The sequence below is a fragment of the Streptomyces sp. NPDC040622 genome (assembly GCF_055593965.1).
Genome location: NZ_JBVIXD010000013.1, coordinates 54405 through 80196 on the forward strand (window position 1 = coordinate 54405; position 25792 = coordinate 80196).

24 protein-coding genes are annotated in these 25792 nt (G+C 72.7%); 9 read left to right on the plus strand and 15 right to left on the minus strand.

Annotated features, from left to right (window positions below; all coding sequences use genetic code 11):
- The first annotated feature begins 4 nt into the window (after positions 1-4).
- Entirely contained in the window at positions 5-967 is a 963-nt protein-coding gene (locus ACZ592_RS33135) for a rhomboid-like protein (RefSeq protein ID WP_471585388.1), read from the plus strand.
- Here ACZ592_RS33135 and ACZ592_RS33140 read toward each other — a convergent pair.
- Together ACZ592_RS33140 and ACZ592_RS33145 are read right to left on the minus strand one after the other, a co-directional pair.
- Positions 964-1656 (minus strand): GNAT family N-acetyltransferase, encoded by a 693-nt coding sequence (locus ACZ592_RS33140; protein ID WP_471585389.1) that lies wholly within the window; start codon positions 1654-1656, stop codon positions 964-966. The two genes, ACZ592_RS33135 and ACZ592_RS33140, sit on opposite strands and share 4 nt — an antisense overlap.
- A 96-nt stretch (positions 1657-1752) precedes the next feature.
- Positions 1753-2805 (minus strand): methyltransferase, encoded by a 1053-nt coding sequence (locus ACZ592_RS33145; RefSeq protein WP_471585390.1) that lies wholly within the window; start codon positions 2803-2805, stop codon positions 1753-1755.
- A gap of 228 nt (positions 2806-3033) precedes the next feature.
- On the opposite strand from ACZ592_RS33145, the gene lon reads away from it, so the two are divergent.
- Complete coding sequence (lon, locus tag ACZ592_RS33150) at positions 3034-5466, plus strand: endopeptidase La (RefSeq protein ID WP_471585391.1); 2433 nt, start codon at positions 3034-3036, stop codon at positions 5464-5466.
- Positions 5467-5537: 71 nt separating this feature from the next.
- Here the strand turns inward: lon and ACZ592_RS33155 are convergent, their stop codons facing one another.
- A complete protein-coding gene (locus tag ACZ592_RS33155) occupies positions 5538-6371 on the minus strand; it encodes a lysozyme (protein ID WP_471585392.1) in 834 nt (277 codons plus the stop codon).
- Between the two features lie 258 nt (positions 6372-6629).
- Here ACZ592_RS33155 and ACZ592_RS33160 point away from each other — a divergent pair, with 258 nt between their 5' ends.
- Complete coding sequence (locus ACZ592_RS33160; RefSeq protein ID WP_471585393.1) at positions 6630-7118, plus strand: MarR family winged helix-turn-helix transcriptional regulator; 489 nt, start codon at positions 6630-6632, stop codon at positions 7116-7118.
- 27 nt (positions 7119-7145) lie between these two features.
- Here ACZ592_RS33160 and ACZ592_RS33165 read toward each other — a convergent pair whose 3' ends face one another.
- Positions 7146-7991: a hypothetical protein gene (locus ACZ592_RS33165; RefSeq protein ID WP_471585394.1), complete on the minus strand. Its 846-nt coding sequence runs from the start codon at positions 7989-7991 to the stop codon at positions 7146-7148.
- A 356-nt stretch (positions 7992-8347) separates the two neighbouring features.
- Between ACZ592_RS33165 and ACZ592_RS33170 the strand changes: the two genes are divergently transcribed.
- From ACZ592_RS33170 to ACZ592_RS33190, 5 genes are all read left to right on the plus strand, one after another.
- Positions 8348-11350, plus strand: a complete 3003-nt coding sequence (locus ACZ592_RS33170; protein ID WP_471585395.1) for a sensor histidine kinase — start codon at positions 8348-8350, stop codon at positions 11348-11350.
- 8 nt (positions 11351-11358) lie between these two features.
- Positions 11359-11856: a roadblock/LC7 domain-containing protein gene (locus ACZ592_RS33175; RefSeq protein ID WP_471585396.1), complete on the plus strand. Its 498-nt coding sequence runs from the start codon at positions 11359-11361 to the stop codon at positions 11854-11856.
- Positions 11853-12260: a DUF742 domain-containing protein gene (locus ACZ592_RS33180; RefSeq protein ID WP_471585397.1), complete on the plus strand. Its 408-nt coding sequence runs from the start codon at positions 11853-11855 to the stop codon at positions 12258-12260. The genes ACZ592_RS33175 and ACZ592_RS33180 overlap by 4 nt, the downstream gene beginning before the upstream one ends.
- Entirely contained in the window at positions 12241-12858 is a 618-nt protein-coding gene (locus tag ACZ592_RS33185; protein WP_471585398.1) for a GTP-binding protein, read from the plus strand. The genes ACZ592_RS33180 and ACZ592_RS33185 overlap by 20 nt, the downstream gene beginning before the upstream one ends.
- 81 nt (positions 12859-12939) lie before the next feature.
- Entirely contained in the window at positions 12940-14178 is a 1239-nt protein-coding gene (locus ACZ592_RS33190; RefSeq protein ID WP_471585399.1) for a styrene monooxygenase/indole monooxygenase family protein, read from the plus strand.
- On the opposite strand, the gene ACZ592_RS33195 is transcribed toward ACZ592_RS33190, so the two are convergent.
- The 4 genes from ACZ592_RS33195 to ACZ592_RS33210 all read right to left on the minus strand — a co-directional run bounded on the left by ACZ592_RS33195 (position 14148) and on the right by ACZ592_RS33210 (position 17526).
- A complete protein-coding gene (locus ACZ592_RS33195) occupies positions 14148-15311 on the minus strand; it encodes a C40 family peptidase (RefSeq protein ID WP_471585400.1) in 1164 nt (387 codons plus the stop codon). The two genes, ACZ592_RS33190 and ACZ592_RS33195, sit on opposite strands and share 31 nt — an antisense overlap.
- A gap of 144 nt (positions 15312-15455) precedes the next feature.
- Complete coding sequence (locus ACZ592_RS33200) at positions 15456-15740, minus strand: hypothetical protein (RefSeq protein WP_471585401.1); 285 nt, start codon at positions 15738-15740, stop codon at positions 15456-15458.
- Between the two features lie 37 nt (positions 15741-15777).
- A complete protein-coding gene (locus tag ACZ592_RS33205; RefSeq protein ID WP_471585402.1) occupies positions 15778-16503 on the minus strand; it encodes a TetR/AcrR family transcriptional regulator in 726 nt (241 codons plus the stop codon).
- Positions 16504-16587: 84 nt separating this feature from the next.
- Entirely contained in the window at positions 16588-17526 is a 939-nt protein-coding gene (locus ACZ592_RS33210) for an AurF N-oxygenase family protein (protein WP_471585403.1), read from the minus strand.
- 125 nt (positions 17527-17651) lie between these two features.
- On the opposite strand from ACZ592_RS33210, the gene ACZ592_RS33215 reads away from it, so the two are divergent.
- Positions 17652-18758 carry a ferritin-like domain-containing protein gene (locus tag ACZ592_RS33215; protein WP_471585404.1) on the plus strand — a complete coding sequence of 369 codons (1107 nt, stop codon included), beginning with the start codon at positions 17652-17654 and terminating at the stop codon, positions 18756-18758.
- A 60-nt stretch (positions 18759-18818) separates the two neighbouring features.
- On the opposite strand, the gene ACZ592_RS33220 is transcribed toward ACZ592_RS33215, so the two are convergent.
- From ACZ592_RS33220 to ACZ592_RS33250, 7 genes are all read right to left on the minus strand, one after another.
- Complete coding sequence (locus ACZ592_RS33220; RefSeq protein WP_471585405.1) at positions 18819-20276, minus strand: peptidoglycan D,D-transpeptidase FtsI family protein; 1458 nt, start codon at positions 20274-20276, stop codon at positions 18819-18821.
- Entirely contained in the window at positions 20273-21637 is a 1365-nt protein-coding gene (locus tag ACZ592_RS33225) for an FtsW/RodA/SpoVE family cell cycle protein (protein ID WP_471585406.1), read from the minus strand. Before ACZ592_RS33225 ends, ACZ592_RS33220 begins: the two co-directional genes overlap by 4 nt.
- A gap of 74 nt (positions 21638-21711) precedes the next feature.
- Positions 21712-22062 (minus strand): SH3 domain-containing protein, encoded by a 351-nt coding sequence (locus tag ACZ592_RS33230; protein ID WP_471585407.1) that lies wholly within the window; start codon positions 22060-22062, stop codon positions 21712-21714.
- A gap of 91 nt (positions 22063-22153) precedes the next feature.
- The gene (locus ACZ592_RS33235) at positions 22154-23479 is read right to left on the minus strand and encodes an ATP-binding protein (protein ID WP_471585408.1); all 1326 of its coding nucleotides are present in this window, start codon (positions 23477-23479) and stop codon (positions 22154-22156) included.
- Positions 23476-24267: a hypothetical protein gene (locus tag ACZ592_RS33240; RefSeq protein ID WP_471585409.1), complete on the minus strand. Its 792-nt coding sequence runs from the start codon at positions 24265-24267 to the stop codon at positions 23476-23478. Before ACZ592_RS33240 ends, ACZ592_RS33235 begins: the two co-directional genes overlap by 4 nt.
- 51 nt (positions 24268-24318) lie before the next feature.
- The gene (locus tag ACZ592_RS33245; RefSeq protein WP_471585524.1) at positions 24319-24948 is read right to left on the minus strand and encodes a class F sortase; all 630 of its coding nucleotides are present in this window, start codon (positions 24946-24948) and stop codon (positions 24319-24321) included.
- Between the two features lie 154 nt (positions 24949-25102).
- On the minus strand, positions 25103-25747 hold the full coding sequence (locus ACZ592_RS33250; protein WP_471585410.1) for a hypothetical protein: 645 nt from the start codon (positions 25745-25747) through the stop codon (positions 25103-25105).
- Between the last annotated feature and the right edge of the window lie 45 nt (positions 25748-25792).

A 25792-nucleotide genomic window follows, 5' to 3' on the forward strand; every position in this document is an offset into this window, starting at 1 on the left:
CACCGTGAATCGCAGTGGGCTGACGGCACCCGCCTCCGGCCGGCCGGAGGCGGACGAACGTGTCCTGAACGGCATCCCGGCCCAGTCCCCTTCGGGGGAGTCCCTGGGGGAGACCCGCGCACCGGCCGACGACGGCCCGTCAAGCGCGGCCGTCGCAGCGGAGGCTGACGCCGAATCCGGCACCGGAACCGAATCCGGAACCGAATCCGAATCCGGATCAGGAACCGAAGTCGGCACCGAATCCGGGACCGGAACCGCGAGGCGCCTGCGTCCCTGGCGCATCCTGCCCACGCCCACCGGCACGCCCTTCACCTTCGGGTACGCCCTCGTGCTCGCCGCCACCTCGCTCTTCACGCAGTACGCAGACCCGGACCTCGTCTCCTCGGTCCTGCGCGGATCCAGCACCGACGTGGCGCACCTCGCGCAGAGCCCCGTGCTCGTCCTGGTCGCCAGCGCCCTGTGGGTCGCGGGCGGCATCACCTCCCCGTACGCGATCGGGTTCCTGCTGGTCCTCACCGCACTGGAGCGCCGCATCGGCGGCGTGCGCACCGCCGGGGTCTTCCTGCTCGGCCACATCGTCGCCACCCTCGCCACGGAGGTCCCGGTCGGGCTCTCGGTGCTCGCGGGTCATCTGCCCGACAGTTCGCTGCACCGTCTCGACTACGGGATCAGCTTCGGGGTGGCCGCCAGCGTCGGCGCACTCGCGGGCCTCCTCACGCCGTGGCTGCGGTGGGCCGTCCTCGCAGGCTTCGGCTGGATGCTGCTCGACGACCTGATCGCGTTCACCGACCCCATGACGAACTGGGGCCACCTGCTCGCGCTGGTGATCGGTGTCTCCACCTGGCCCCTGCTCGGGCGTCCCCGCGCATCCCTCCGCTCGCGTGAGCCTCTGCGGTCTCCCACGGGGGCGCGTGAGCCTCTGCGGTCCCCCACGGCCGCGCGACGCGTCGGGCAGCGCCGGCCCTAGCCTCGGCGCTCGCCCTCCCGCACCGCGCTCGTCAGCGGCGCCTCCACGCGCCAGCCCACCGACTCGTACAGGGCACGGCCCTGTGCCGTCGCGCCCAGGACGCCGGTGTGGGCGCCGTGGTCCAGGGCCGCGTGCGCGAGCGCCCGCATCACCGTCGAGCCGAGGCCCTTGCGGCGGTGGGACGGGCTCGTCTCCACCTGGTCGGCGACCGCCGAGGCGCCGACGGGGGCGATCTGACCGCGGGCGGCGAAGTCGCCGGCCTCGGTGGTCACGAGCGCGCGGACCACACCGCCGCGCTCCCACGTGCGCAGGCGGTAGCCGTCCGGGACGGCGGGGGCCTCGGTGCGGCGCAGGGTGGTGGACATCAGATACGCCGGGTCGTCGACGCGCCAGCCGGGGCCGAGCCAGCGGGCGACCGTTCCCGGCTCCTCGAAGATCTTCAGCCAGACGCCGGGCGCCGTCGTCGCGCCCGCGACCTTGCGGACGGCCGCCTCGTCCGCCGTCGTGAAGACGTGCCGGGCCACCTGCTGGGGCTGTCCGACGTCGACCGTGCAGCCCCAGGGCTCGGCCACCGGCTCCGCCGCTCCCCGTGAGACGACCCAGCCCGCGACCCACGCCCGTACGACGTGGCTCGTGGCCTCGCCGGGACGTGTCCGTTCCGGTTCCCGCTGCTCCTGACGGCTCGACATGCTTCCTCCCCGACGCGTGCCCGGCACGTCGCGGCATGCCTCGCCGCGACCCGTACCGTAATAGCTGATCACGTTCAGGGGGTATTACGTCAACCCTTACCGGGGAAGCTCCCTGTGCACCGCCTCCGCCTCCACGATCGAGGGGAAGGCGTCGGTCGTCAGGATGCGCGTCAGGCGCAGCCCCGCGCCCACGAGGAGCCCGGCGAACTCGTCCTCCGTCCGTTCCCGGCCGTCGATGATCGCCGCCATCGCCACGTCGAGGGTCTTGCCGATGTGCGGTTCGTTGCCCGCGGGCAGGACGCAGTCGACGATCAGGAGGCGGGCGTCCGGGGCCATCACCGCGCGGCAGTTGCGCAGGATCCGCAGGCAGGCGTCGTCCGGCCAGTCGTGCAGGACGTGCTTGAGCACGTAGATGTCGCCGCCCTCGGGGACCTCCGTGAAGAAGTCCCCGGACTCCGCACGCCATCTGCCGCGCACCTCGTCGTCGCCCGCCAGGAGGTGGGTGCTCACCGCGGGCGCCTGGTCGAAGAGGACACCCGTCAGTCCGGGACGCCCGCGCAGGACCGCGCGCAGCAGCCCGCCGCGCCCGCCGCCGACGTCGACGACGGTGCCCTTCTCGGGAAAGGGGTACGTCCCCGCGATCACCGCGTCCACCGGGCCCGACATCGACGCCATGCCGCTGTCGAACAGCTCCCGCAGCGCGGGGTCCTCGGCCAGGTGCGCGAAGAACGGCTTCCCGAAGGCGCGCTCGAAGGACGGGCCCGCGGCGCGCACCGTCTCTTCCAGGCCCGCGGAGACGCGCTGGAACGTCGGGTCGGTGAGCATCAGGACCGCCCCGTGCAGCGAGTCCGGCGCATCGGTGCGCAGCGTGTTCCCGAGCGGCGTGAGGTGGAAGGCGCCCGCCCCGTCCTCGCGGAACAGGCCGCGCGTGGCGAGCCAGCGCAGGACGCGGCGGAGCTGTCCCGCGTCCGTGCCGGTGAGTTCGGCGAGCTGCCCGGCGGTGCGCGGTCCCGCCGTCAGGTGGTCGGCCACCCGGCAGCGCGCCACCGTGCGCAGCGCCGCCGACAAGAGGTGTCCCAGTGAGAGCTCCACGAGCTGTCCGGCCGCGTCCCGCACGCCGTCGGTGTCACCGTTCCCGGATGTGTCCACGATGGATGCCCTCCAGAGAGTCGGAGTGCCCACGGTCCCAAGGGGGCGGCCAGGAGGGAACGCCGACTCCGCGTCACGTGGCCGGAAACCGGCGCCGGGCCGACCGTGACCGGCCCCGGAGTACCGCTGTTTCCGGCGATCGCTCACAGCGAACAGGCCCCGGGGAACAACGCGGAGCTCACAAGCATTGAGCCGGTATAGCTCAACTTGAATGCCGAAGGGGAGATCATGTCTGCTGAGTCCGCCGCGAACGCGCCGCTCACCCTGCCCGTGCTGCCGCTCGACGACGAGGTCGTCCTGCCCGGCATGGTCGTGCCGTTCGACCTGTCCGACGCCGACGTGCGCGCCGCGGTGGAGGCCGCACAGGCCGCCGCGCGGTCCAGTGGCGACAGCAAGCCGAAGGTGCTTCTTGTTCCGCGCATCGACGGGACGTACGCCGCGACCGGCGTCCTCGGCACCGTCGAGCAGGTCGGGCGCCTCTCGGACGGCGACCCCGGCGCGCTCATCCGCGGCCGGAGCCGGGTGCGCATCGGCGCCGGCACGACCGGTCCGGGCGCCGCGCTGTGGGTCGAGGGCCTCAAGCTCGAGGACTCCGTGCCCGAGCCGCTGCCGGGCGCCGTCACCGAGCTCGTCAAGGAGTACAAGGCGCTGGCCACCAGCTGGCTGAAGAAGCGCGGCGCCTGGCAGGTCGTCGACCGCGTCACGCAGATCGACGACGTCTCCGCGCTCGCCGACAACAGCGGGTACTCGCCGTTCCTCACCACCCAGCAGAAGATCGAACTCCTGGAGACCGAGGACGCGGTCGCCCGCCTCAAGCTCGCCACCGAGCAGCTGCGCGAGCACCTCGCCGAGCAGGACGTCGCCGAGTCCATCGCCAAGGACGTCCAGGAGGGCGTGGACAAGCAGCAGCGCGAGTTCCTGCTCCGCCGCCAGCTGGACGCCGTGCGCAAGGAACTGCGCGAGATCAACGGCGACAGCAAGGACGCGGCCGAGGAGTCCGACGACTACCGGGCCCGCGTCGAGGCCGCCGACCTCCCCGAGAAGGTCCGCGAGGCCGCCCTCAAGGAGGTCGACAAGCTGGAGCGCTCCAGCGACCAGTCGCCCGAGGGCTCCTGGATCCGCACCTGGCTGGACACCGTCCTGGAACTGCCCTGGAACGAGATCACCGAGGACGAGTACGACATCAAGGGTGCCCAGCAGATCCTGGACGCCGAGCACTCCGGCCTCCAGGACGTGAAGGAGCGCATCACCGAGTACCTCGCGGTGCGCAAGCGCCGCTCCGACCGGGGCCTCGGGGTCGTCGGCGGCCGCCGCGGCGGTGCCGTGCTCGCCCTGGTCGGCCCGCCCGGCGTCGGCAAGACCTCGCTGGGCGAGTCCGTGGCGCACGCCATGGGCCGCAAGTTCGTGCGGGTCGCGCTCGGCGGCGTGCGCGACGAGGCGGAGATCCGCGGACACCGTCGTACGTACGTGGGTGCGTTGCCCGGACGCATCGTGCGGGCCATCAAGGAGGCCGGGTCCATGAACCCGGTCGTGCTCCTCGACGAGATCGACAAGGTCGGCTCGGACTTCCGCGGCGACCCCGCCGCCGCTCTCCTGGAAGTCCTCGACCCCGCGCAGAACCACACCTTCCGCGACCACTACCTGGAGGTCGAGCTCGACCTGAGCGACGTCGTCTTCCTCGCGACGGCGAACGTCCTCGAAGCCATCCCGGAGGCCCTGCTCGACCGCATGGAGCTCGTCCGCCTGGACGGCTACACCGAGGACGAGAAGGTCGTCATCGCCCGCGACCACCTGCTGCCGCGCCAGCTGGAGCGGGCCGGACTCGGCCAGGACGAGGTGACGCTCGACGAGAGCGCGCTGCGCAAGCTCGCCGGCGAGTACACCCGCGAGGCGGGCGTGCGCAACCTGGAGCGGTCCGTCGCACGGCTGCTCCGCAAGGTCGCCGCCCAGCACGAACTGGGTGACAGGGAGCTGCCGTTCACCGTCACCGACGAGGACCTGCGGGGCCTGATCGGGCGGCCGCACCACGTGCCCGAGTCCGCTCAGGACCCGGCCGAGCGCCGAACGGCGGTGCCGGGCGTGGCCACCGGGCTCGCGGTCACCGGCGCGGGCGGCGACGTGCTCTTCGTGGAGGCCTCGCTCGCCGACCCGGAGACCGGCGCCTCCGGGCTCACGCTCACCGGTCAGCTCGGCGACGTCATGAAGGAGTCGGCGCAGATCGCGCTGAGCTTCCTGCGCTCGCGCGGCGCCGAACTGGAACTGCCCGTCGGCGACCTGAAGGACCGCGGCGTGCACATCCACTTCCCGGCGGGCGCGGTGCCCAAGGACGGGCCGAGCGCGGGTGTCACGCTCACGACCGCCCTCGCCTCGCTGCTCAGCGGGCGGCTCGTCCGCACGGACGTGGCGATGACCGGTGAGATCTCGCTGACCGGCCGGGTCCTGCCGATCGGCGGAGTCAAGCAGAAGCTGCTGGCCGCGCACCGCGCCGGGATCACCACGGTGATCATCCCGAAGCGGAACGAGGCCGACCTCGACGACGTCCCGGCCGAGGTCCTGGAGAAGCTCGACGTGCACGCGGTCACCGATGTGCGCCAGGTGCTCGAACTCGCCCTCACCGAGGCCGAGGTGAGCCCCGGGGTGCAGATCACGGCGGCGGCGTAACGGCAAGGGAAAGGGCGGCCACCCCGCACCGCGGGGTGGCCGCCCTTCGCGTACCGGCCGGGGAGCGGTGCTCAGCCGTTGGCGAGCGCCACGACCCGGTCGAGGGCGCCGTTGAACTTGTCGTGGTCGCCGACCGTCGGCCCGGACGAGGTGTACTGCCACATCGTCTGGAAGCCCCAGCCCGCGGGGAGTTCGCCGGGACCGGTGTTGTAGCGGGCGATCCACAGCGGGTTGCTCGCGCCGAAGCCGCTGTAGTTGCCGGTGCAGTCCTTCCACCAGCTGGTCGCCGTGTAGATGACGGCGTCGCGCCCGGTGCGCGCCTTGTAGGTGTTCAGGAAGTCACGGATCCAGCTGACCATCGCCGACTGGGACTTGCCGAAGCAGGCCGCCCCGTACGGGTTCCACTCGATGTCCAGCGCGCCCGGCAGCGTCCTGCCGTCGCGCGACCAGCCCCCGCCGCTGCTCGCGAAGTAGTTGGCCTGGGCGGCGCCGGTGGAGGTGTCGGGCGTCGCGAAGTGGTACGCGCCGCGGATCATCCCCACGTTGTACGAGCCGTTGTACTGCTGGGTGAAGTAGGGGTTCTTGTACGAGGTGCTCTCGGTGGCCTTGACGTAGGCCCACTTCACTCCGCTGTTCCAGAGCGTCTGCCAGGCGACGTTGCCCTGGTGGCCGCTGACGTCGACGCCCTCGGTCTGCGTGGCGTCGCTGCCGCCGGGCAGCGGGCCCTGGCCGTCGTGTTCGATGACGCCCTGGCCGAGCCGGGCGGTGCCGCGGTCGGGGACGTCGTCCGCCCGGGCCGCCGTGGGGAGCGTCAGGAGGAGGGAGAGTGCGGACAGTGCTGCGAGGAGAACCCCCGCCGGCGACAAGCGCGAGCGGCGGGCCGGTCCGGGTCTGTGCACGGGCATGGGCGTGCCTCCGAAGGCCTCGGTGGTGCTCGGTGGGGACCTGTCGACATGCAATGGTGTGAACATGTCAGGTGAAACGCTACGCACGTAGACCGCGGTTGGGGAAGAGGGTCAGAGTTCTGCCGTTGGTCCACTCCTGTGGCGGAACCATCGGAAGGGAACCCCCTCGACCTTGCGAAATACTGGTCAGGCCGCTGCCGCCGAGGCCGCGGTGCGAGGTCCTTCCGGCGATAACTTTCAGAATCGGGAAAGCGGGACATGGGTGCTGCAGAAGAGGGCGTGGAGCGCGGCGCGCGGGACGACGTGGAACAGGGGGCGGACCCGGAGTTCCTCTCCCTCGAACGGGAGTTGTCGCTCCTGCTGCGCCGGGCACGGGCCTCGTCCGGCGAGATGGCGCGGCAGGTCCACCCCGACCTGGAGCCCGCCGCGTACGGGCTGCTCGTCTGCCTGGACGACTCGGGACCGCAGCGGGCCACCGAGCTCGCGGCCTTCATCGGGGTCGGCAAGGCCACGATGAGCCGCCAGCTGCGGGCACTTGAGGAGCTCGGCCTGGTCTCCCGAGAGCCGGACCCGGCCGACGGGCGCGCCTGGCTCATCCGGCTCACACCCGACGGCCGCACCCGCTTCCGCACGGTGCGCGCCGCCCGCCGCGCCCAGTACGTGCACCGGCTCTCCGCCTGGGACCGCGCGGAGGTCGCCGAACTCGCCCGGCTGCTCGGGCGGCTGAACGCGAGCGCGGACACCTGAGCCCACGGCGCGGAACGGCGTGACGCGTCACAGCTCCGCGTACACGACCGCCGCGTCGTCGTGCCGCTTGCCGCGCGGGAAGGCGAGGCGGTCCGGGTCCGCGCGCTCCAACTCCCGCACCCGGTCCACCAGGTGCTGCGGCCCCTGCTTGCGCAGCAGCGTCAGGCAGTCCGCCCAGTCGCCCTCGCGGAACGTCTCGACCCACCGGCCCGCCCCGTCGGTGAGCGCCGCCACCGCCGTGACCTCGGACCGCGGCGCCTCGCCGACGACCGCGCGCCCGGCGGCCGAGGGGTCGGCGGCGGCCGTGAAGAAGCCGTCCTCGGCGTTGCGCAGCGCCTCGACGGCCGCCCCGTAGGCGCGGCCCGCCACGTCCCGCTCGGCCGAGCCGCGCGGCAGGGCCCGCACCTGGTCGCGCAGGGCCCGCACGGACGGCGGCAGTTCGGCGAGGCGGCGGTCCAGGACGGCGTTCACCCCGCCGTCGCGGTCCGCCACGAGGAGCGCCGAGTCGGACAGGACCAGATGCTCGACGCGCTCCGCGTCCCACCGCACGAGCACCACCGTGGCCTGAGGTGTGCGTGGGTGAGAAAGGTCACAGGTTGAACGATGGGCGTCGGCGGTACGTGAAATGGCCGCCGCCAGGATCTCAGGGAGCGTCATATCCCGGCGTGAAACGGACAGTTCCCCCAGCGTGCCGCCGAGCCGCGCCGTGAACCAGGGGACGGAATGCGGACACCCGACCGTGCCCTCGGGCGGCGTCACGCCGTCCAGGAGGACGAGCGATCCACCCTGTCCGTACGCGGGCAGCGCGACCGACGCGTAGTCCTCGTTGGGGCGTGCGGGGTCGCCGGGTTCCGTGGCCAGTTCGATACGCATCCGGCCAGTCTGCACGAGCCCTTCACGGGACCCGCCAGAAGCCGCAAAGGGGCGGTGGACCGCTCCTCACCGGCGGGAGGCACGCCGGAATTCTGCCGGAATGATCACCTCCGGCGGGGTGTGGCGGCGCATCCTGCCAAAGCCCGTCGGAGACGTCCAACCGGCGCACCGAGAGGGCCGCGCGGCTGCCGCGCCGGGACTTGCCCGCCAACTCCCGCCGATGTTCACTCCTTCGGGTGGCCAGGCAGGCGATGCGCGACCGCCACTCACCGGCACTGGAAGGGTCAGGAGCCGAACCGGGGGAGCGCTCGCGTCGACAGATCGTCACCCGGGCCCAAGGGCAGACGAAAACTAGAATGCGAGCACCGGTGCAGAAGATGCGGCCTGGGCGCAAAGGCAAGCAGAAGGCCCCGGAAGGGGTCACGCCGGGCGCGACCACTCCGACCGAGCGTGCGCCGGAGCGCACGGCCACGGACCCCTCCGCGGGCACGAGCACCCCGGACGCGGGTGCCGGAGCGCCCGGTACGGGCAGTGGAGCCCCGGACGCGCGTGGCGGGTCGGCCGACTCCGCCCCCTCCGACACCACCACCTCCGGCCCGACCGCAGGGCGGCCCGCCGCCCAGACACCCCCCGCGCAGCCCGCCGCGTCCCCCTCCGTGCCGCAGCCCCCGGTCAACAAGGCGCCCACCGCGCGCGTACGCAATCGGCTGATCGTCGCCGTGGCCGTCGTGGCCGCCGCCGTCGCGGGCGCGGGCGCTCCCGCGATCGTCGCCGCCTCCGGGCGCCTCAACGACACCCAGAGCCTGGTGACCCTCGCCGAGCAGACCCAGCAGGCGGTCTCGCTCGGCCACTCCCTCGCCGACGAGCGCGACGAGGTCACCACGTTCATCGCCTCCGGGCGCCCGCAGGGCAAGGGGCTCTCGCAGAGCCGCAGCGCGCGGGTGGACCGGCAGGTCGACGAGTTGCGCGACGCCGAGACGCCCGCCGTCCTGCGCGACGACCTCGCCGACATCGCCGCCGTGCGCAGAGCGGCGCTCACCGGCAAGAGCACCGCTCTCGAAGCCCATGAGGCGTACACCAAGGTCATCACCGAGCTGCACGGCCTGACCCGCGACCTCGCCGAGCAGCTGCCCCCCGAGGCGAACCGGGGCGCCCTCGCCCTCGCCGACCTCGACCACGCCGTCGAACAGGCCGCCGCCGCCCGCGGCCTCCTCCTCGCCGCGCTCGCCCTGCCCCGCTCCACCGGCACCTCCGCCATCGACCCGGTCACCGGCCTGCCGGGCACCGTCGACGAGGAGTCCCCCGCGGACACCGAGCGGCGCGACGAGCTCAGCTCCGCCGCCCAGCAGGCCCGCGTCCGCGAACTGGCCGCGCTCGCCGACTTCCGCGACACCGCGGGCGACTCCGCCCGCGCCACGTACGAGTCGACCGTCACGGGCGCCGAGGTCGGCGCCGCCGAGAAGTACCTGGACCGCCTCACCGACCGGCCGACCCTCTCCACCGCCGAGCGCGGCTACGACCGCAAGAAGGTCGACGCCGCGCTCTCCGCCCGTATCGAGACGATGCGCGGCACCGAGTCCGCACTCGGCGTCGAGCGGACCAAGCTCCTCGCCCAGCTGCGCGACGACGACGTCACGGCCCTGGAGATCCGGGTCGCGCTCGTCGGCGTCTGCCTGCTCGTCGCGGTCGGCGTCGCCATGGGCGCGGCCCGCTCGCTGACCCGCCCGCTCGCCGTCCTGCGCCTCGGCTCGGCCCGCCTGGCCACCGAGCCCGCCCCGCAGGAGCCGATCCGCTTCACGGGCCGCGACGACGAGTTCGCCCAGGTCGTCCGCTCCGTCAACGCCCTGCACGGCCACGCGGCCGCCCTCACCGACCGCCTCGCCACCCTCGAATCGGACCGCAAGCACCTCATCGGGCAGCGCACGTCCATGGCCGACGAGCGCGCCGCGCTGCGCGAGGAACTCGCCGAGGCCTCCGCGCACCTGGAGCGGGTGCGCCAGTCCATCCACGGCACCTTCGTCAACCTCGCCCTGCGCACCCTGGGCCTCGTGGAGCGCCAGCTCGCCGTCATCGAGAACCTGGAGGACCGCGAGCAGGACCCCGACCGGCTCGCCACCCTCTTCAAGCTCGACCACCTCGCCACCGTCATGCGCCGGCACAGCGAGAACCTCCTGGTCCTCGCCGGCGCCGAGCACGGCCACCAGCATCCCGGCGCCGTTCCGCTCGTCGACGTCGTGCGCGCGGCCGTCTCCGAGATCGAGCGGTACGAACGCGTCCGCATCGCCACGCTGCCGTCGCACGCCCACGTGGCGGGCTTCGCCGCGGACGACATCAGCCACCTCACCGCCGAACTCCTGGAGAACGCCACCTCGTTCTCGCCGCCGGATGCCTCCGTCGAGGTGTCGGGCTGGCTCCTGGAGAACGGCGAGGTCATGCTCTCCGTCCAGGACGAGGGCATCGGCGTCGCCCAGGACCGCATGCGGGAGCTCAACGCCCGCCTCGCGGACTTCGACCCCGACGACGCGTACGACCAGGAGAGCGGGGACGGCCTCGGCCTCGGGCTCTACGTCGTCGCGCGGCTCGCGGCCCGGCACGGGGCGCGGGTACGGCTGCGGGAGCAGAAGCAGGGCGGGGTCGCGGCGGTCGTGGTGCTGCCCAAGGCGATCCTGGCGGCCGCGCCCTCACCGGCGGAGGCCTCCACCGCCACGGTCGGCCCGCCCCGGAGCGGGGACTCGCTGGTGCACCTGCCCGGCTCCGCGGCCGAGGCCAACTCCAATGTGCTGCCGGCGCGCCTGACCAGTGCGTCCGGTGAGGATCCGCTGATCGCGGCGGCCGAACGGACCGTGGAGTCGGCGTTGCCGGTTCCCGCGCCCGCGCCTGCGCCCGCATCCGGGCCCGAGCCCGAGTGGGAGCCCGAAACCGAGCCCGAGCCCGAGCCGGCGCCTTCGGCGGAGACGACCATGGAGCTCGTGCCGCCCCCGCCCCCCGAGGCGGAGCGGGAGCCCGAGCCCGAGCCCGACCCGGACCCCGAGCCGGACCCCGAACCCGACCCGGACCCCGCCCCCGCGCCCAAGTGGGAGCGCGTCACCGACAAGGGGCTGCCCAAGCGCACCCCGAAGATCAGCACGCCCGCGCCCGCCGCGCCCAAGCCGCGCACCGGCTCCGTGGACGCGGAAGCGCTGCGGCGCCGCCTCGGCGGCTTCCACCAGGGCGCGATCAGCGGCCGACGGGACGTGGAGGCCGAGATCGCCGGGGACGAGCCCGCAAAGCCGACGCCGGACGAACCGTCGGGACGTGACGAAAAGAACGTACGAGCCGCAGACGTAATGGGGGACCCAGTCGAGGAGGCAAGCAGTTGACTGCGCCCATGCGCACGCCCAGTTCTTCCGCCGAACCCGCCGCTTACGGCCTGAGCAGCGAAGCCCGCAATCTGCACTGGCTCCTGACGAACCTCGTGGAGGAGGTGCCAGGGCTGCTCTCGGTCGCGGTCGTCTCCTCCGACGGACTGCTGCTGCTCTCCTCCGACCCCGGGCGCAACGCCGAGCGCCCCGCGGACAAACCCTCGGGCCCCAGGGGATCCAGCGCCGACCTCGCCACCATCGTCTCCGGGCTCGGCTCCCTCACCATCGGCGCCGCCAAGCTGATGGACGGCGGCGGGGTCAAGCAGACCGTGGTCGCGATGGAGGAGGGCAGCCTCTTCGTCATGTCGGTCAGCGACGGCTCGCTGCTCGGCGTGCACGCGACGCCGGACTGCGACATGAGCGTGGTCGCGTACCACATGGCGCTCTTCGTCGGCCGTGCCGGGCACGTCCTCACCCCCGAACTCCGCAGCGAGCTGCGCCAGTCGATGGAGAGCCCCCGATGAGCGGCAGCCGCACGTCACCGAAGCTGCCGCAGCGCGGCGGCGACCGGAAGCCCGCCCGGGTGCGCCCCTACTCGCTGACCGGCGGCCGGACCAGGTTCGGGCACGTCCTGCTCGTCGAGACGTTCGTCGCCGCGCTCGATGCGCCCGAGGAGCGCCTCGAACTGCCCAAGGGCTCGCTGGCGCGGGTCATGCCGGAGATGCGGGCGATCGTCGAGATCTGCCGGCGCATGCGCACGGTGGCGGAGATCGCGGCCCTCCTCAAGATGCCGCTCGGTGTGGTCCGCGTGCTGCTCAGCGACCTCGCCGACCAGGGAAAGATCCGCGTGTACGGAACGGGCCACGGCCCGGGACAGCCCGACCGCGCACTGCTGGAAAGGGTGCTGAGTGGACTCCGCCGTCTCTGAACTCCTCGCGGACGAGGATCAGTTGCAGGCCTGGCAGACGGACAGGTCACGAGCCCCGATCGCCACGAAGATCGTGGTGGCGGGCGGCTTCGGTGTCGGCAAGACGACGCTGGTGACCGCCGTCTCCGAGATCACGCCCCTCCAGACGGAGGCGCTGATGACCCAGGCGAGCGCCGACACCGACGACCTGAGCGCGACCCCGCAGAAGACGACCACGACGGTCGCCATGGACTTCGGCCGCATCACGCTCGACGACGACCTGGTGCTCTACCTCTTCGGCACGCCCGGCCAGCAGCGGTTCTGGTTCATGTGGGACGACCTGGTGCGCGGCGCGATCGGCGCGGTCGTGCTGGCCGACACCCGCCGCCTGACCGACTGCTTCCCGGCGCTCGACTACTTCGAGAGCTGCGGCCTGCCGTACGTCGTGGCGGTCAACCACTTCGACGGCAGCGAGGAGTTCGCGGCGGCCGACGTCCGCGAGGCCCTCACCGTGCCGCCGCACATCCCCGTGCTGATCATGGACGCGCGGCAGCGGATCTCGGTGGTCGAGTCGCTGCTCGCCCTGGTCGGCCACGCGCTGGACGTCACCCCCGAATAGCGCCACCCCGAGCAGCCGGAGCCGCCCCCCACGGCTTCGGTGGCTTCAGTCCTTGAGAACGTACGTAGGAGAAGTGCCCCCATGCGCAAGATACTTGTCGTCGGAGCCGGCCAGTCCGGGCTCCAGATCGCCCTCGGACTCCAGACGCAGGGGTACGAGGTCACCCTGATGTCCAACCGCACGGCGGACGAGATCCGGTCGGGCCGGGTCATGTCCACGCAGTGCATGTTCCACACGGCGCTCCAGCACGAGCGCGACATCCAGGCCAACTTCTGGGAGTCGCAGGCCCCCAGGATCGAGGGCGTCGGCGTCTCGGTGGCCGGGCCGGACTCGTCCCGCGTCATCGACTGGGCCGGCAAGCTCGACGGGTACGCGCAGTCCGTCGACCAGCGCGTGAAGATGGCGGGCTGGATGGAGACGTTCGCGCAGCGCGGCGGCCAGCTGGTCATCCACGGTGCGGCGGTCGGCGACCTCGACTACTTCTCGCGCACCTACGACCTGGTCCTGGTCTCCGCGGGCAAGGGCGAGCTCGTCTCGATGTTCGAGCGCGACGCGTCCCGCTCCCCGTACGCGGAGCCGCAGCGCGCCCTCGCGGTGGCGTACGTCCACGGCCTCGGCCCGCGCCCCGAGCACCCCGAGTTCGACGCGGTGCGCTGCAACCTCGTGCCCGGTGTCGGCGAGCTCTTCGTCATGCCGACGCTCACCACCTCGGGCCGTGCGGACATCCTCTTCTGGGAGGGCGTCCCCGGCGGCCCGCTCGACGTCTTCCAGGGCGTCAAGGACCCCTCGGAGCACCTGGCGCTGACGCTGGAGCTCCTGGAGAAGTTCCTGCCCTGGGAGTACGCGCGCGCCACGAAGGTCGAACTGACCGACGCGGGCGGCACGCTGGCCGGCCGGTACGCCCCCACCGTGCGCAAGCCCATCGGGCGGCTGCCCGGCGGCGGTCTGGTGCTCGGCGTCGCCGACGTCGTCGTCGCCAACGACCCGATCACCGGACAGGGCTCCAACTCGGCGTCCAAGTGCGCCGCCTCGTACATCTCCTCCATCGTCGAGCACGGCGACAAGCCCTTCGACGAGGCCTGGATGCAGTCGGCGTTCGACCGCTACTGGGACACCGCGCAGTGGGTCACCAAGTGGACCAACGCGATGCTGGGCGCCCCGCCGGAGCACGTCCTGAACATCCTGGGCGCGGCGGGACAGCTCCAGCCCGTCGCCGACCGGTTCGCCAACGGCTTCGACGACCCGGCCGACTTCGAGAACTTCTTCTACGACCCGGAGAAGGCCGCCGCCTACCTGGAGTCCCTCGCGCCCGGCGCCTGAGCGCCCCGGTGGCCGAGGTCGCTGCCCGTGGACGCGCCCGCGGGCAGCTTCGGCGGGGTGTAGCCGGGCATGGCCCGGCCCCCCGGGTCGGGCCGCACGGCGCCGAGGACCGGGTTCGCCGCGATCGGGGAGACCTTGACGCGGGCGCCGGGCCGCGGCGCCTGGACGACCTTGCCGTCCCCCAGGTAGATCGCCACGTGCGTGGCCTTGGGGAAGTAGACGACGAGGTCGCCGGGGCGCAGCTTGGACAGCGGGATGCGGCGCAGCTCCGCCCACTGCTCCTGGCTGGTCCGCGGGATCTTCCGGCCCGCCCGCGCCCAGGCCTGCGAGGTCAGCCCCGAGCAGTCGAACGAGTCCGGTCCTTCGGCGCCCCACTTGTAGGGCCGCCCGATCTGCCGGACCGCGTAGTCCAGGGCGGTGTTGCCCTGCCGCGAGGGCGGCCGGGTGGCGGGGCTGCCGCCGAGCGCGCCGGACGCCATGAACCGCCGCTGCGACTGCGCGGTGCCGGACTCCTCCGCCCGGCGCAGCGCGATCAGCTGGTCCACGGTGAGCGAGGAGAGCAACTCCTCGATCTCTTTGAGCCCGGCGTCGGCCGTGTCCCGCTGCTTCCGCTGCCGCGCGGCGAGCGCGACGTCGGTGGCCAGGGCCTTGCGCGCCTCGCCCGCGAGCTCGGACGCCTTCTTCTCGCCGCCGGCCAGCCGCTCCACGGTGGCGGCCCGGCCCGCGGCCACCCGCCCGATGACGTGGCCCTGGTCGAGGGCGCGCTGCGGGTCGCGGGCCAGCAGCAGGCGCATGTACGGGGAGAGCTCACTGGTGCCCTGGTACTGCTGCCGGGCGAAGCGCCCCGCGGCACCCCGGCCCTCGCGCACCGAGGCGCGCGCCTTCGCCAGCTTCCGGTCCAGGCCGGCGGCTGTGGCACGGTGCTTCCTGAGCTTCTCCGCGGTCGCCTTGTACGTCTCCGCGGCCTCCTCGGCCGCCTGGTAGCGCCGCTGGAGGTCGGACAGGAGCTCGGAGACGGGGCGCTGCCCGGGGCCCGGTGCGGGCTCGGGCGCCGCGTGCGCCCCGGGCGCGGACGTGACCAGAGCGCCGACGACGGCACCGGTACAGACCCACCGCAGCAACCTTCCTGACACTTCATCACCTCCGGTGCGCGACGGTCCCTCCGTCACGCACCGCGAGCATCGTCCGGGCCCGCGGCGCCCGCCTGCGGGCGGTGTGCGGTTGGCGCAATGGGGTCACTCGTCCAGGGTGCGACGGCGCGCCACCCTGGACGTCGGCTACGCGGCGGGTCCCGCGCCCGAGGGCTTGGACCACGGCCACTTCAGGCCGCCGCCACGGTCGCCGCCGGCGTCGAACTCGTAGCGCCACTTCGGGGTGAGCGAGAGCCGTCGGCCACTCTCGGCGGCCACCCGCCGGTACACCAGGACGGTCGGCGGGCCGCCCGCGTCGTCCGGGACGGGCACGCGGTACACCTTCGGCGGGTGTCCGGTCGGCCCGAGCAGCACCGGGAGCACCCGGCCGTCCAGGGGGCCACCCACGAAGGGGGTCTCTTCGCTCTTCACGCCCCCAGTGTCACACCGCGGTGTCACACGGCGGGCGTCAGAGCAGGTGGGCCGCGTCGGCCACCACGGGCAGCACGTGGCGCGCGAGGTCGCCGACGGGGCCTTCCGGTGTCTCCAGGGTCAGCGCCCACCGCACGACCTGCGCGGTCTGCGGGTCGCGCCCCGCGGTCGCCACGAGCACCGCCATGAACTGCTCCACGAGCATGTCGCGCAGCTCGTCGAGCGGCGGCTGCTTGTCCTCGTCGAGCCAGATCAGCGAGGCCGCCTCGACCGCGGTGATCCACATCCGTACGGTCATCCGCAGCCGCGGTCCCGGCTTCGGCACGTCCAGGTGGCTGAGGATGTGCTCGGCGGCGGCCCTGCGCACGCCGTCCACTATGGCGGTCGTCCGCGAGGTCTCCACCACGCTGCCGCCCTGCAGCAGCGCGCTGAAGCCCGTGTCGTGCTGGTCGACGAAGGCGAGGTACCGGTCGAGGGCGCGGGAGAGCCGCCGCGTGAGCGGCCCGTCCGGCGGCTCGGCGAAGCACTGCTCCAGGTCGTCGGCGGCGGAGCGCAGCGCGGCCTCGTACAGCTGCTGCTTCCCGCCGGGGAAGTAGCGGTAGACGAGCGGTCGCGAGACCCCGGCCGCCTCCGCCACGTCGTCGAGGTTGACCTCCTCGGGCGCGCGGTGCGCGAAGAGGGTCAGCGCGGAGTCGAGCAACTGCCGCCGCCGCGCTTCGACGCTCAGGCGGCGGTAGGCGGGGGTCGTGGCGGGCGAGGTCATGCCTCGCAGCGTAACTCGGGACGCGGCCGGTGAGGGGCGCGAGGAACTGCGCGATCAGCCACAGCCCGGCCCGCGGCCGGACAACTAGGCCAGCAGCCCCGAGGACCGCCAGAGCCGTCGGCCTGCGCCGCGCAGCACACCGATGTCGTCCAGGAAGTCGGTCAACCGCTTCGCGCCCGTCTGCATGACCTCGCGGCGGTGGCCGCTCGCCTTCACCTGGGCGACGGCCTCGCGGCGGTCCAGGCCGACGTTCGTGTAGACCTCGGGGTTCACGAAGGCGAGGGAGAAGACGCGGGCGGCCTCGCCGCAGCTGAGGCGGGTGAGCTCGCGCTCCCAGCGGGGCGCGGTCACCATCTGGCGCCGCAACTCCTCGCGGGCGTACCGCACGTGGCGGGCCTCCTCGACGACGTGGATGCGGGTGACGCCGCGCACCAGCGTCTGGACGCGCTCGTCGGGGAAGGTGAGGCGCTGCATCCAGTCGAGGATCTCCTCGCCGAGCAGCGTGCAGGCGAACGAGCCGGGGGTGGTGGAGACCGTCTTCAGGATGCGGGCGAGGTTGTGGTTGAGGCGCGTGACCGGGTACGTCGGCGCGCCGCCCTTCTCGATCATCCGCGCGAACATCATCGAGTGCCGGCACTCGTCGGCTATCTCGGTCAGCGCGTACCGCACGTGGGAGCTGGTCACCGACTTGTCGTAGATGTGCCGCACCAGCAGCTGCATCAGGATGATCTCGAACCAGATGCCGAGCGAGGCGAGGGACGCGGCCTCGTGCCGGGCGAGGTCCTGGCGCTGCTCCTCGGACATCCGCCTCCACAGCGGGGTGTCGTAGAGGGAGACGAGCTCCGGCGGCCAGAACCACTTGCCCGCCTCGACCGGGGCGTCCCAGTCGAGTTCCTTGTCGGGGTCGAAGGAGTGCTTGGCTGAGGACTCCAGGAGCCGGGCGGCGACCTGCTCGCGGTCCTTGAGGAGTCCGAGCGCGTCCCGCAGGCCCTCGAGCGAAACGTCTTCCGTCACGGTCGTCATGACTGTTCCTGCCTTGTCGCGGGTTACCGGCGGTCAGGTCTTATGAGACTGCTTGTCAGCAAGGCCGTCAATCCCTTGCGCACGACTTGTTGACCCCTTGTCCAGTAGCGTGTGAGCCTGCCGTCATGGCGACGCACGAGCTTTACACCAGTCCGCCGGCTGGGCTCAACTGGCAAGTTCCGTCGGCCAGTTCGGCCCGCTTCAGCTGGGAGTACGACGAAGGGCGCGACCGCCTCCTTGCTCTCTACCAGAAGGGCAAGGACAAGCAGTGGGACGGCGCGAGGCGCATCGACTGGGACCTGGAGGTCGACCCGCTCGACCCCCTGGGCACCCCCGACGAGTCGATGTCGCTCTACGGCACGCCGCACTGGGCGAAGATGACCGAGAAGGACAAGGGGGAGCTGCGCAAGCACTACACCTCCTGGCAGTTCAGCCAGTTCCTCCACGGCGAGCAGGGCGCGATGGTCTGCGCGGCCCGCATCGTCGAGTCGGTCCCCGACCTGGACGCGAAGTTCTACTCCGCGACGCAGACCATGGACGAGGCGCGGCACGCGGAGATCTACGGCCGCTTCCTGCACGAGAAGATCGGGATGCTGTACCCGATCAACGACAACCTCCAGTCGCTCCTCGGCGACACCCTGCGCGACGCGCGCTGGGACATGCCCTACCTCGGCATGCAGGTCCTCATCGAGGGCCTCGCGCTCGCCGCGTTCGGCATGATCCGCGACACCACGGACAAGCCGCTGCCCAAGCAGATCCTCGCCTACGTCATGCAGGACGAGGCCCGGCACGTGGCCTTCGGCAGGATGGCGCTGCGCGACTACTACAAGCAGCTCACGGACGCGGAACTGCGCGAACGCGAGGAGTTCGTCATCGAGGGCTGCTACCTGATGCGCGACCGGCTGCGCGGCGTCGAGGTCCTGGAGAACTTCGGCATCCCCAAGGCGCAGGCCGAGGAGTACAGCGAGCAGTCCGAATTCCTCGCGCTCTTCCGGCAGTTGCTGTTCTCCCGGATCGTGCCGTGCGTCAAGGACATCGGCCTGTGGGGCAAGCGCCTGCAGCAGGCGTACGTCGACATGGGCGTCTTCGAGATGGGCAACGCCAATCTCGACCAGCTCATGGCCGAGGACGAGGAGGTCGCCGAGAGGCTGGACGCGGAGCGTTTCGCGGCCGAGGAGCACGCGCGCGTGGCGGAGGTCTCGGACGCGATCGCGTCCGGCGAGTCGGTCTGACCCGCCGGACCGGTCCGACCTTCCGAACCGGTCCGATCCTCCCAACCGGTCCGACCGTGCTCAGGACGCCAGCGCCGCCTCCATCACCGCCTTGGCGATCGGGGCCGCGCTGCCGCCGCCGCTGATGTCGCCCCGGTCGGCCGACGCGTCCTCGACGACCACCGCGACCGCCACCTCCGGCTCGCCCGCGTCGGCGGCCTGCGCCCAGGAGACGAACCAGGCGTACGGCGTGCCGGAGTTGTCGATGCCGTGCTGGGCGGTGCCGGTCTTGCCGCCGACCGTCACGTCGGGGATCGCCGCGTTCGTGCCGGTGCCCTCCTCGACGACCTGCGTCATCATCTCGCGCAGCTGCATCGCCGTCGCCGGGTTCATCGCCTGGTGCAGGGACTTCGAACCGGTGGTGTCGATGACGTCGCCGTCGTCGGTGGTCGTACGCTCCACCAGGTGCGGCGACTTGACCGAGCCGCCGTTCGCCACGGCCGCCGAGACCATCGCCATCTGCAGCGGCGTCGCCCGGGTGTCGTACTGGCCGATGGCGGAGAGCGCGAGCTGCGCCCGGTCCATCGAGGTGTCGAAGTTGCTGGCCGCGACGGATGAGGGGATCTTCAGCCCGCTGTCGTTGAAGCCGAAGTTCTGCGCCGTGCCGAGCATCGGGCCGAGGCCCGTGTCGGCGCCGAGCTTGGCGAAGACGGTGTTGCACGACCACTGGAAGGCGTAGCGCAGCGACGCGTTCGTGCAGCCGTCCACCTTGTTGGTCAGCTGGGTGCTGGTGCCGGGCAGCGTGTACGGGTTCGGGGACCTGGTCGGCGCGTCCAGGTCCGTCACCGTGCCCGCGTCGAGCGCCGCCGCGGCCGTCACCACCTTGAACGTCGAACCGGGCGGATAGGTCTGACGGATCGCCCGGTTCAGCATCGGCTTGCTCGGGCCGCCGTTCAGCTCCGCCCAGGAGTCGGCGACCGAGCGGCGCGTCCCCGAGAGCCGCTCGGGATCGTACGAGGGGGCGCTGACCAGTGCGAGGATCTTCCCGGTGGACGGCTCGACCGCGGCGACCGCGCCCCGCTTGCCGCCGAGGCCCGCGTACGCGGCCCGCTGCACCGCCGCCTTGATGGTCGTCTCGACCCGGCCGCCGGGGTTCTGCGCCCGCGTGATGTCGTTCCACAGGGGGAGCGGGGCGAGCATCGGGTCGGTGCCGGAGAGGAGGTCGTCCTCGGCGCTCTCCAGGAAGGTCGTGCCGTACACCTGCGAGGCGAAGCCGGTCACCGGGGCGTACAACGGCCCGTTCGTGTACGTCCGTTCGTAGCGGAGCTGCTCGCCGGTGTCCTTGGACCCCGTGACGGGCCGCCCGTCGACCAGGATGTCGCCGCGCGGCTGGCCGAAGCGGATGATGGCGCCCCTGCGGTTGGCGGAGTTGTCGTCGAAGCGGCCCGCCTGCACGACCTGGACGCGGGTGGCGTTGACGAGCAGGGCGACGAGCAGCAGCGCGCAGAAGGCGGCGGCGTGGCGGATGTACCTGGTCACGGGGCCTCCCTGCCGACGGGCTGGCTGCGGGCCGAGTCGCTGACCCGGATCAGCAGCGCCACGATGATCCAGTTGGTGACGACCGACGAACCGCCCTGCGCGAGGAACGGCATCGCCATGCCGGTGAGCGGGATGAGTCCGGTGACGCCGCCCGCGATGACGAAGACCTGCAGCGCGACGATCGAGGAGAGCCCGATGGCGAGCAGCCGCCCGAAGGCGTCGCGCAGCGCGAGCCCGGCGCGGAAGCCGCGCTCGACCAGCAGGGCGTAGAGCAGGAAGATCGCGCAGAGGCCCGTGAGGCCCAGCTCCTCGCCGGCCGTCGCGAGGATGAAGTCGGACTTCGCGGCGAATCCGATGAGGATGGAGTGGCCGAGCCCGAGCCCGGTGCCGAGCATGCCGCCGGCCGCGAACGCGAAGAGCGACTGGGCGAGTTGATTGGGGCCCTGTCCCGCGTCGATGGAGGCGAAGGGGTGCAGCCAGTCCTCCACGCGGCCGTGCACGTGCGGTTCGAGCGAGCCGACCGCGAACGCGCCGAGCGCGGCCAGCAGCAGGCCGACCGCGATCCAGCCGGTGCGGCCCGTGGCGACGTACAGCAGGATCACGAAGAGCCCGAAGAAGAGCAGCGAGGTCCCGAGGTCGCGCTCCAGGACGAGGACTCCGACGCTCAGCAGCCAGATCGCGACGATGGGGCCGAGCACCCGGCCGGTGGGCAGTTGGAGGCGCTTGAACCGCCAGACGGTGCGTCCGGTGAAGGCGAGGGCGTTGCGGTTGGCCGCCAGGTAGCTGGCGAAGAAGACGGCGAGCAGGATCTTGGCGAACTCGCCGGGCTGGATGGAGAAGCCGCCGATCCTGATCCAGATCCGGGCGCCGTTCACGGCGGGGAAGAAGATCGGCACGACCATCAGGACCAGCGCGGCGACGACGGAGAGGTACGCGTAGCGCTGCAGGACGCGGTGGTCGCGCAGGAAGAGGACGGCGGCGATGAACAGGCCCACGCCGATCGTCGACCAGACCAGCTGGGTGGGCGCGGCCTCGTCGTGCGGGGTCTCCAGGTCGAGCCGGTAGATGAGCACCAGGCCCAGGCCGTTGAGGAGCACCGCGATGGGCAGCAGCAGCGGGTCGGCGTACGGGGCGCGGAAGCGGACGGCGAGGTGCGCGAGGAGCGCGAGCACACCGAGCCCGGCGCCGTAACCGGCGGCGCCGGGCGGGACGGTGCCGTTCTTGGCGAGGCCGACGTCGCAGTATCCGTACACGCAGAGCAGGACGGCGACGACGAGGAGGGCCAGTTCGGTGCCGCGGCGCCGGGGGAGACGGACAGCGGGGACCGCGGGGGGTGCGGCGCCCGTCCTTGTTCCGGCCATGCCGGGAACGTAGCAAGCAATCGGCCCGAAATCAGGCTATGTCGACTATGTCGGCCAGATGGTCCTGGCGGGCGTCAGCACCAGCGCGGCGCGGGCCCGATGTTGGCGATGTAGTACGCGGCGCCCCAGGCCCAGGTCCCGTCGGTGAGCAGGTACCAGATGTTGTTGTGGCCCACGCGGTCGCCGGTGGTCTTGCAGTAGATCGTGACGACCTTGCCGTAGGGCTCGCTGCGGATCACGCGGCTGCCGCGGGTGGGGGCGTCGCGGAGCAGGAGCCCGGACTTGGCGGTGACGCGGCCCTTGTAGACGGGCGGGTGGTTGTTGGCGTCGTCCAGGGCGACGGCAGGACCGGCGGCGGTGAGCGCGGTGAGGGCGCCGCCGGCGGCGAGTATGCCGAGTCGGATGGCGGTGGTCCGCAGGGACATGGGGCCTCCTCTAGCGAAGGGAACGGGCGGCCCCGACAGGAGCCGGAAGCCGCAATTCACACTAAAAGCGACGCCCTGCACCCGCACAAGCTCACGCGGAGCCGCGCGACGCGCCCGGTTCGTCCCCGTCGGCGCGGTCGGCCGACTCCTCGAACGGCAGCCGCAGCGTCGCCACCGCGCCGCCGTCCGGCGCGTTCGAGAACGTCAGCCGCGCGCCCAGCACCGCCGCCTGGCCGAGCGCGATCGTCAGACCGAGCCCGTGCCCCTTGGTCGTGCCCTCCGTACGGAACCGCTGCGGCCCGTGCTCCACGAGGTAGTCGGGGTAGCCGTCGCCGTGGTCCCGCACAACGACGGCAGGACCGTCGACGGTCACCAGGACCGGCGGCCGCCCGTGCTTGTAGGCGTTGGCGACGAGATTGCCGAGCACCCGCTCCAGGCGCCGCCGGTCCGTCTCCACGCACACGTCGCGCACGACGACGAGCTCCGTGCCCTCACCCGAAGAGCGCACCACCCGCTCCGCCAGTGGAGCGAGCCGATGGGCGTCCAGGTCCACCCGCTCGCTCTTCGCGTCGAGCCGGGAGATCTCCAGGAGGTCCTCGGTCAGGGTGCGCAGCGCGGCCACCCGGTCGCGCACCAGCTCGGTCGGCCGGCCCGGCGGCAGCAGCTCGGCCGCCGCGTGCAGCCCGGTCAGCGGGGTGCGCAGCTCGTGCGCCACGTCCGCGGTGAACCGCTGCTCGCTCAGGAGCTTGCCCTGCAGCGTCGACGCCATGGTGTCCAGGGCCCCGGCGACCGCGGCCACCTCGTCCTGGTGGCGGGTGAGCCCCTCGGCGTTCGGTGCCGCGTGCGGGTCCTTGACGCGCGCGTCCAGGTCGCCCGCGCTGATCCGCCGCGCCACCTGCGCCGTCTGGTGCAGCCGCCGGGTCACCCGCGTCACGGCGAACGCGCCGACCAGCAGCGTCGCGCCGATCGCGAGCACCGAGGAGCCGAGGATCGCCCGGTCGAGTCCGTCGATGGTGCGGGCGCCCTGCGCGTAGTCGACCTGGACGGCGATGGCGCGGTCCCCGTCGGCGGGCCCGGCGGCCCACATCGTCGGCCGGGACTCGTGGGCGGCGACCATCGTGCCGCGCTGCCCGCTCACCGCGAGCTCGCGCAGCCGCCCGGGCAGGCCCGCCGGGTCGACGCCCGCGCCCGGCCCGAGCCGGTCGCCCGCCTCGTACCGTCCGGTGACCTCCTTGAGGTGGGAGAGGGCGCGTTCGCGGGCCTGGCCCACGGTCTGGTTGGTCACCGAGACGTGCACGAGCGCGCCGAGCAGCGCGGCGAGCGCGCAGCACATGACGGTGATGAAGACGGCGGCCTTCCAGGTGAGGCTGGCCGTCCAGGCGGGCAGCCGCGGCCCGCGCGACGGACGGCGGCTCATCGGCCGCCGCCCGCGGAGGGGGAGACGCTCTCGGACGGCGTGGCGCTCCGCGACGGCGTGGCGGTGCCGGAGGGCCGCGCGGGCGACGGCCGGGGCGAGGTGGGCCGGGGCGCGTTCGGCGAGCGGACGATCTCGTCGCGGGTGGGCAGCATCGCCTTCTGGTGCGCGTCCCAGGACCAGACCGTGTGGTACTCGTACCCCGCGAGGCTGGAGATGGCGCGGATGATCAGGTCGCGCCCGGCCAGCTCCACGCCGAGCACGGCGTCGCTCATCTCCATGATCTGGGTGAGCTGCCGGTCCTCCTCGGCGTAGACGCGGATGTCGAGGTTGTCGTCGGGCGTGGAGACGCCGACGATCAGGTCGTCCCTGCCGTCGCCGGTCAGATCGCGGTAGTACGCCTTGAGGACCGGGCAGCGGCCCTGCTCGCCCGAGTTGTCCTCGGCGCAGTCCCCCAGCCGTTCGACGGTCTTCTTGTACGCGGAGTCGGAGCGCTCGTACGTGCCGGGGTTCTCGGTGAAGTCCGCGCGCACGACGTCGGCCGGGTCCACCTTGCGCAGGTCGCCCCCGGGCACTTTCACGCCCTCGACCTTGACGCTCTCTATGGCGCCGTAGTCCTCGGCGGGCGCCGAGGGGGACGGCAGGTCGGGCCAGAGGTGCGTGGGGCCCTCGGCGGTCGGCGTCGCGCCGGCGCCCCGCAGCCCGCCGGGATCACCGCAACCGCTCACGCCGAGGACGCCGAGCACCGCGAGCACGGCGAAGGCGGCGGGCGCGAGCCGGCTGCGGTTCACTGCACTCCTGCCTGCCGCGGGGCGCGGCCTGTCGTCACACCAGGCCTGCTGTTACGACACCAGGTCGGCGTAGAGAATGATGTTGTCGGAGCGATGACCGTCCACGATGGGCCCGCCGCAGGTCAGCAGGCGCAACTCGGGTCGGTCGGTCGTCCCGTACACCTTATTGGTGGGGAAGTCCTTCTTGTCGACCTGCTGGATCTCCCGCACCGTGAAGGTCGCCGTGCTGCCGTCCGCGCGCGGCACCTCGATGGTGTCACCCACCCCGACCTTCGCCACGTTCTTCATCAGCGCGGGGCCGTTCGCCGTGTCGTAGTGCGCGACGACCACGGCCGCGCCCTTCTCGCCGGGCGTGACCCCGCCGGTCCACCAGCCGGGCTCGTCCGCCTTGTCCGCGGGCGGCACCTCCAACTCCTGGTCCGCCCCCACCTTCAGGCCGAGCATCGACTTCGCGTCGACGCCCGCGGCGGGGATCCGCAGGCCGGTCGGCTTGGACGGCTTCAGCGGCGCGCCCGCCTGCTTGGCCTGGGCCGTGGCCGCGTTGTGCACCTTGACGTCGGGGGCCGGGTCGCCCTTGCCGCCCTGGCCGCAGGCGATCAGGCCGATGCCGAGGGCCACCGTCAGGGCCGCGGCGGCCGCGATGCGGGCGGTGCGGCGGCGCTGCCGGTCGGGGGCCCGCACCTCGTCGGGGGTGCCGGGCTCGAAGCCGGTGGGAGTGGTCACGGGGAACTCCTGTGGGGGAGAGGGGGACGGCAGGCGTGTGGCCGCCGGACGGAGGGGGCCGTCCGGCGGCCGGGAGAGGGGGACGGGGGGTGCGGGGTCAGGGGGGCCGGGGTCAGGCGTCGGTGCGGCCGCGGCGCATCATCGCGAAGCCGAGGCCCGCGGCGCCGGCCGCGGCCATGCCGCCGCCCGCCACCAGGAACGCGGGGTCGCCGGCGTCCCGCACGTTCTCGGCACCGGCCTTGACGCCGCCCCTGGGGGTGACGGTCTTGTCGCCGTGGGGGCGCGGCTGCGGGGTCACCTTCTGGTCCCGCCCGCCGTGGTTCTCGGCGCCCTGGTCGTTCGTGTCGCCCTTGCCGTTCGGGTACGCGATGCCGATGTGCCCGTTGGAGGGGTACAGCTCGTACTTCACGCCGCCCCGGGTGACGGTGGGGTGGGTGGCGGAGAGGGTCGCGATCTCCTTGCCCTTGAGGGACACCGTCGCCACGAACGAGCCGCCGCGGTTCTGGACCTTCGCCTTCGCGCCGTTGCCGAGGGTGACCTCGAAGACGTCGCTCTTGGACCCGGGCTGCCGCGTCGGCTCGTCGGTCGGCTTCTGGGCGGGTGTCCCGTCCGGCGTCGAAGGCTCTCCCTGGGACGCCGTGCGCTCCGGAGCCGGTGAGTCGGCGAACGCGCCCGCGGCCGGTATGAGCAGCACCCCGCCGACGAGGGTGGAGACGGCGGCGGTACGGAGGAGGGTGTGGCGGCGGTTGGTGCTCACGGGACGTTCCTTACCTTCGGTCGGCTGGTCGCTCCGGCTGATCGC

Bases quoted from the DNA above. Each gene is read 5' to 3' on its own strand.
- ACZ592_RS33140 (WP_471585389.1), bottom strand. From the start codon at position 1,656: ATGTCGAGCCGTCAGGAGCAGCGGGAACCGGAACGGACACGTCCCGGC.
- lon (WP_471585391.1), top strand. From the start codon at position 3,034: ATGTCTGCTGAGTCCGCCGCGAACGCGCCGCTCACCCTGCCCGTGCTG.
- ACZ592_RS33155 (WP_471585392.1), bottom strand. From the start codon at position 6,371: ATGCCCGTGCACAGACCCGGACCGGCCCGCCGCTCGCGCTTGTCGCCG.
- ACZ592_RS33160 (WP_471585393.1), top strand. From the start codon at position 6,630: ATGGGTGCTGCAGAAGAGGGCGTGGAGCGCGGCGCGCGGGACGACGTG.
- ACZ592_RS33165 (WP_471585394.1), bottom strand. From the start codon at position 7,991: ATGCGTATCGAACTGGCCACGGAACCCGGCGACCCCGCACGCCCCAAC.
- ACZ592_RS33170 (WP_471585395.1), top strand. From the start codon at position 8,348: ATGCGAGCACCGGTGCAGAAGATGCGGCCTGGGCGCAAAGGCAAGCAG.
- ACZ592_RS33175 (WP_471585396.1), top strand. From the start codon at position 11,359: ATGCGCACGCCCAGTTCTTCCGCCGAACCCGCCGCTTACGGCCTGAGC.
- ACZ592_RS33180 (WP_471585397.1), top strand. From the start codon at position 11,853: ATGAGCGGCAGCCGCACGTCACCGAAGCTGCCGCAGCGCGGCGGCGAC.
- ACZ592_RS33190 (WP_471585399.1), top strand. From the start codon at position 12,940: ATGCGCAAGATACTTGTCGTCGGAGCCGGCCAGTCCGGGCTCCAGATC.
- ACZ592_RS33205 (WP_471585402.1), bottom strand. From the start codon at position 16,503: ATGACCTCGCCCGCCACGACCCCCGCCTACCGCCGCCTGAGCGTCGAA.
- ACZ592_RS33210 (WP_471585403.1), bottom strand. From the start codon at position 17,526: ATGACGACCGTGACGGAAGACGTTTCGCTCGAGGGCCTGCGGGACGCG.
- ACZ592_RS33215 (WP_471585404.1), top strand. From the start codon at position 17,652: ATGGCGACGCACGAGCTTTACACCAGTCCGCCGGCTGGGCTCAACTGG.
- ACZ592_RS33225 (WP_471585406.1), bottom strand. From the start codon at position 21,637: ATGGCCGGAACAAGGACGGGCGCCGCACCCCCCGCGGTCCCCGCTGTC.
- ACZ592_RS33230 (WP_471585407.1), bottom strand. From the start codon at position 22,062: ATGTCCCTGCGGACCACCGCCATCCGACTCGGCATACTCGCCGCCGGC.
- ACZ592_RS33235 (WP_471585408.1), bottom strand. From the start codon at position 23,479: ATGAGCCGCCGTCCGTCGCGCGGGCCGCGGCTGCCCGCCTGGACGGCC.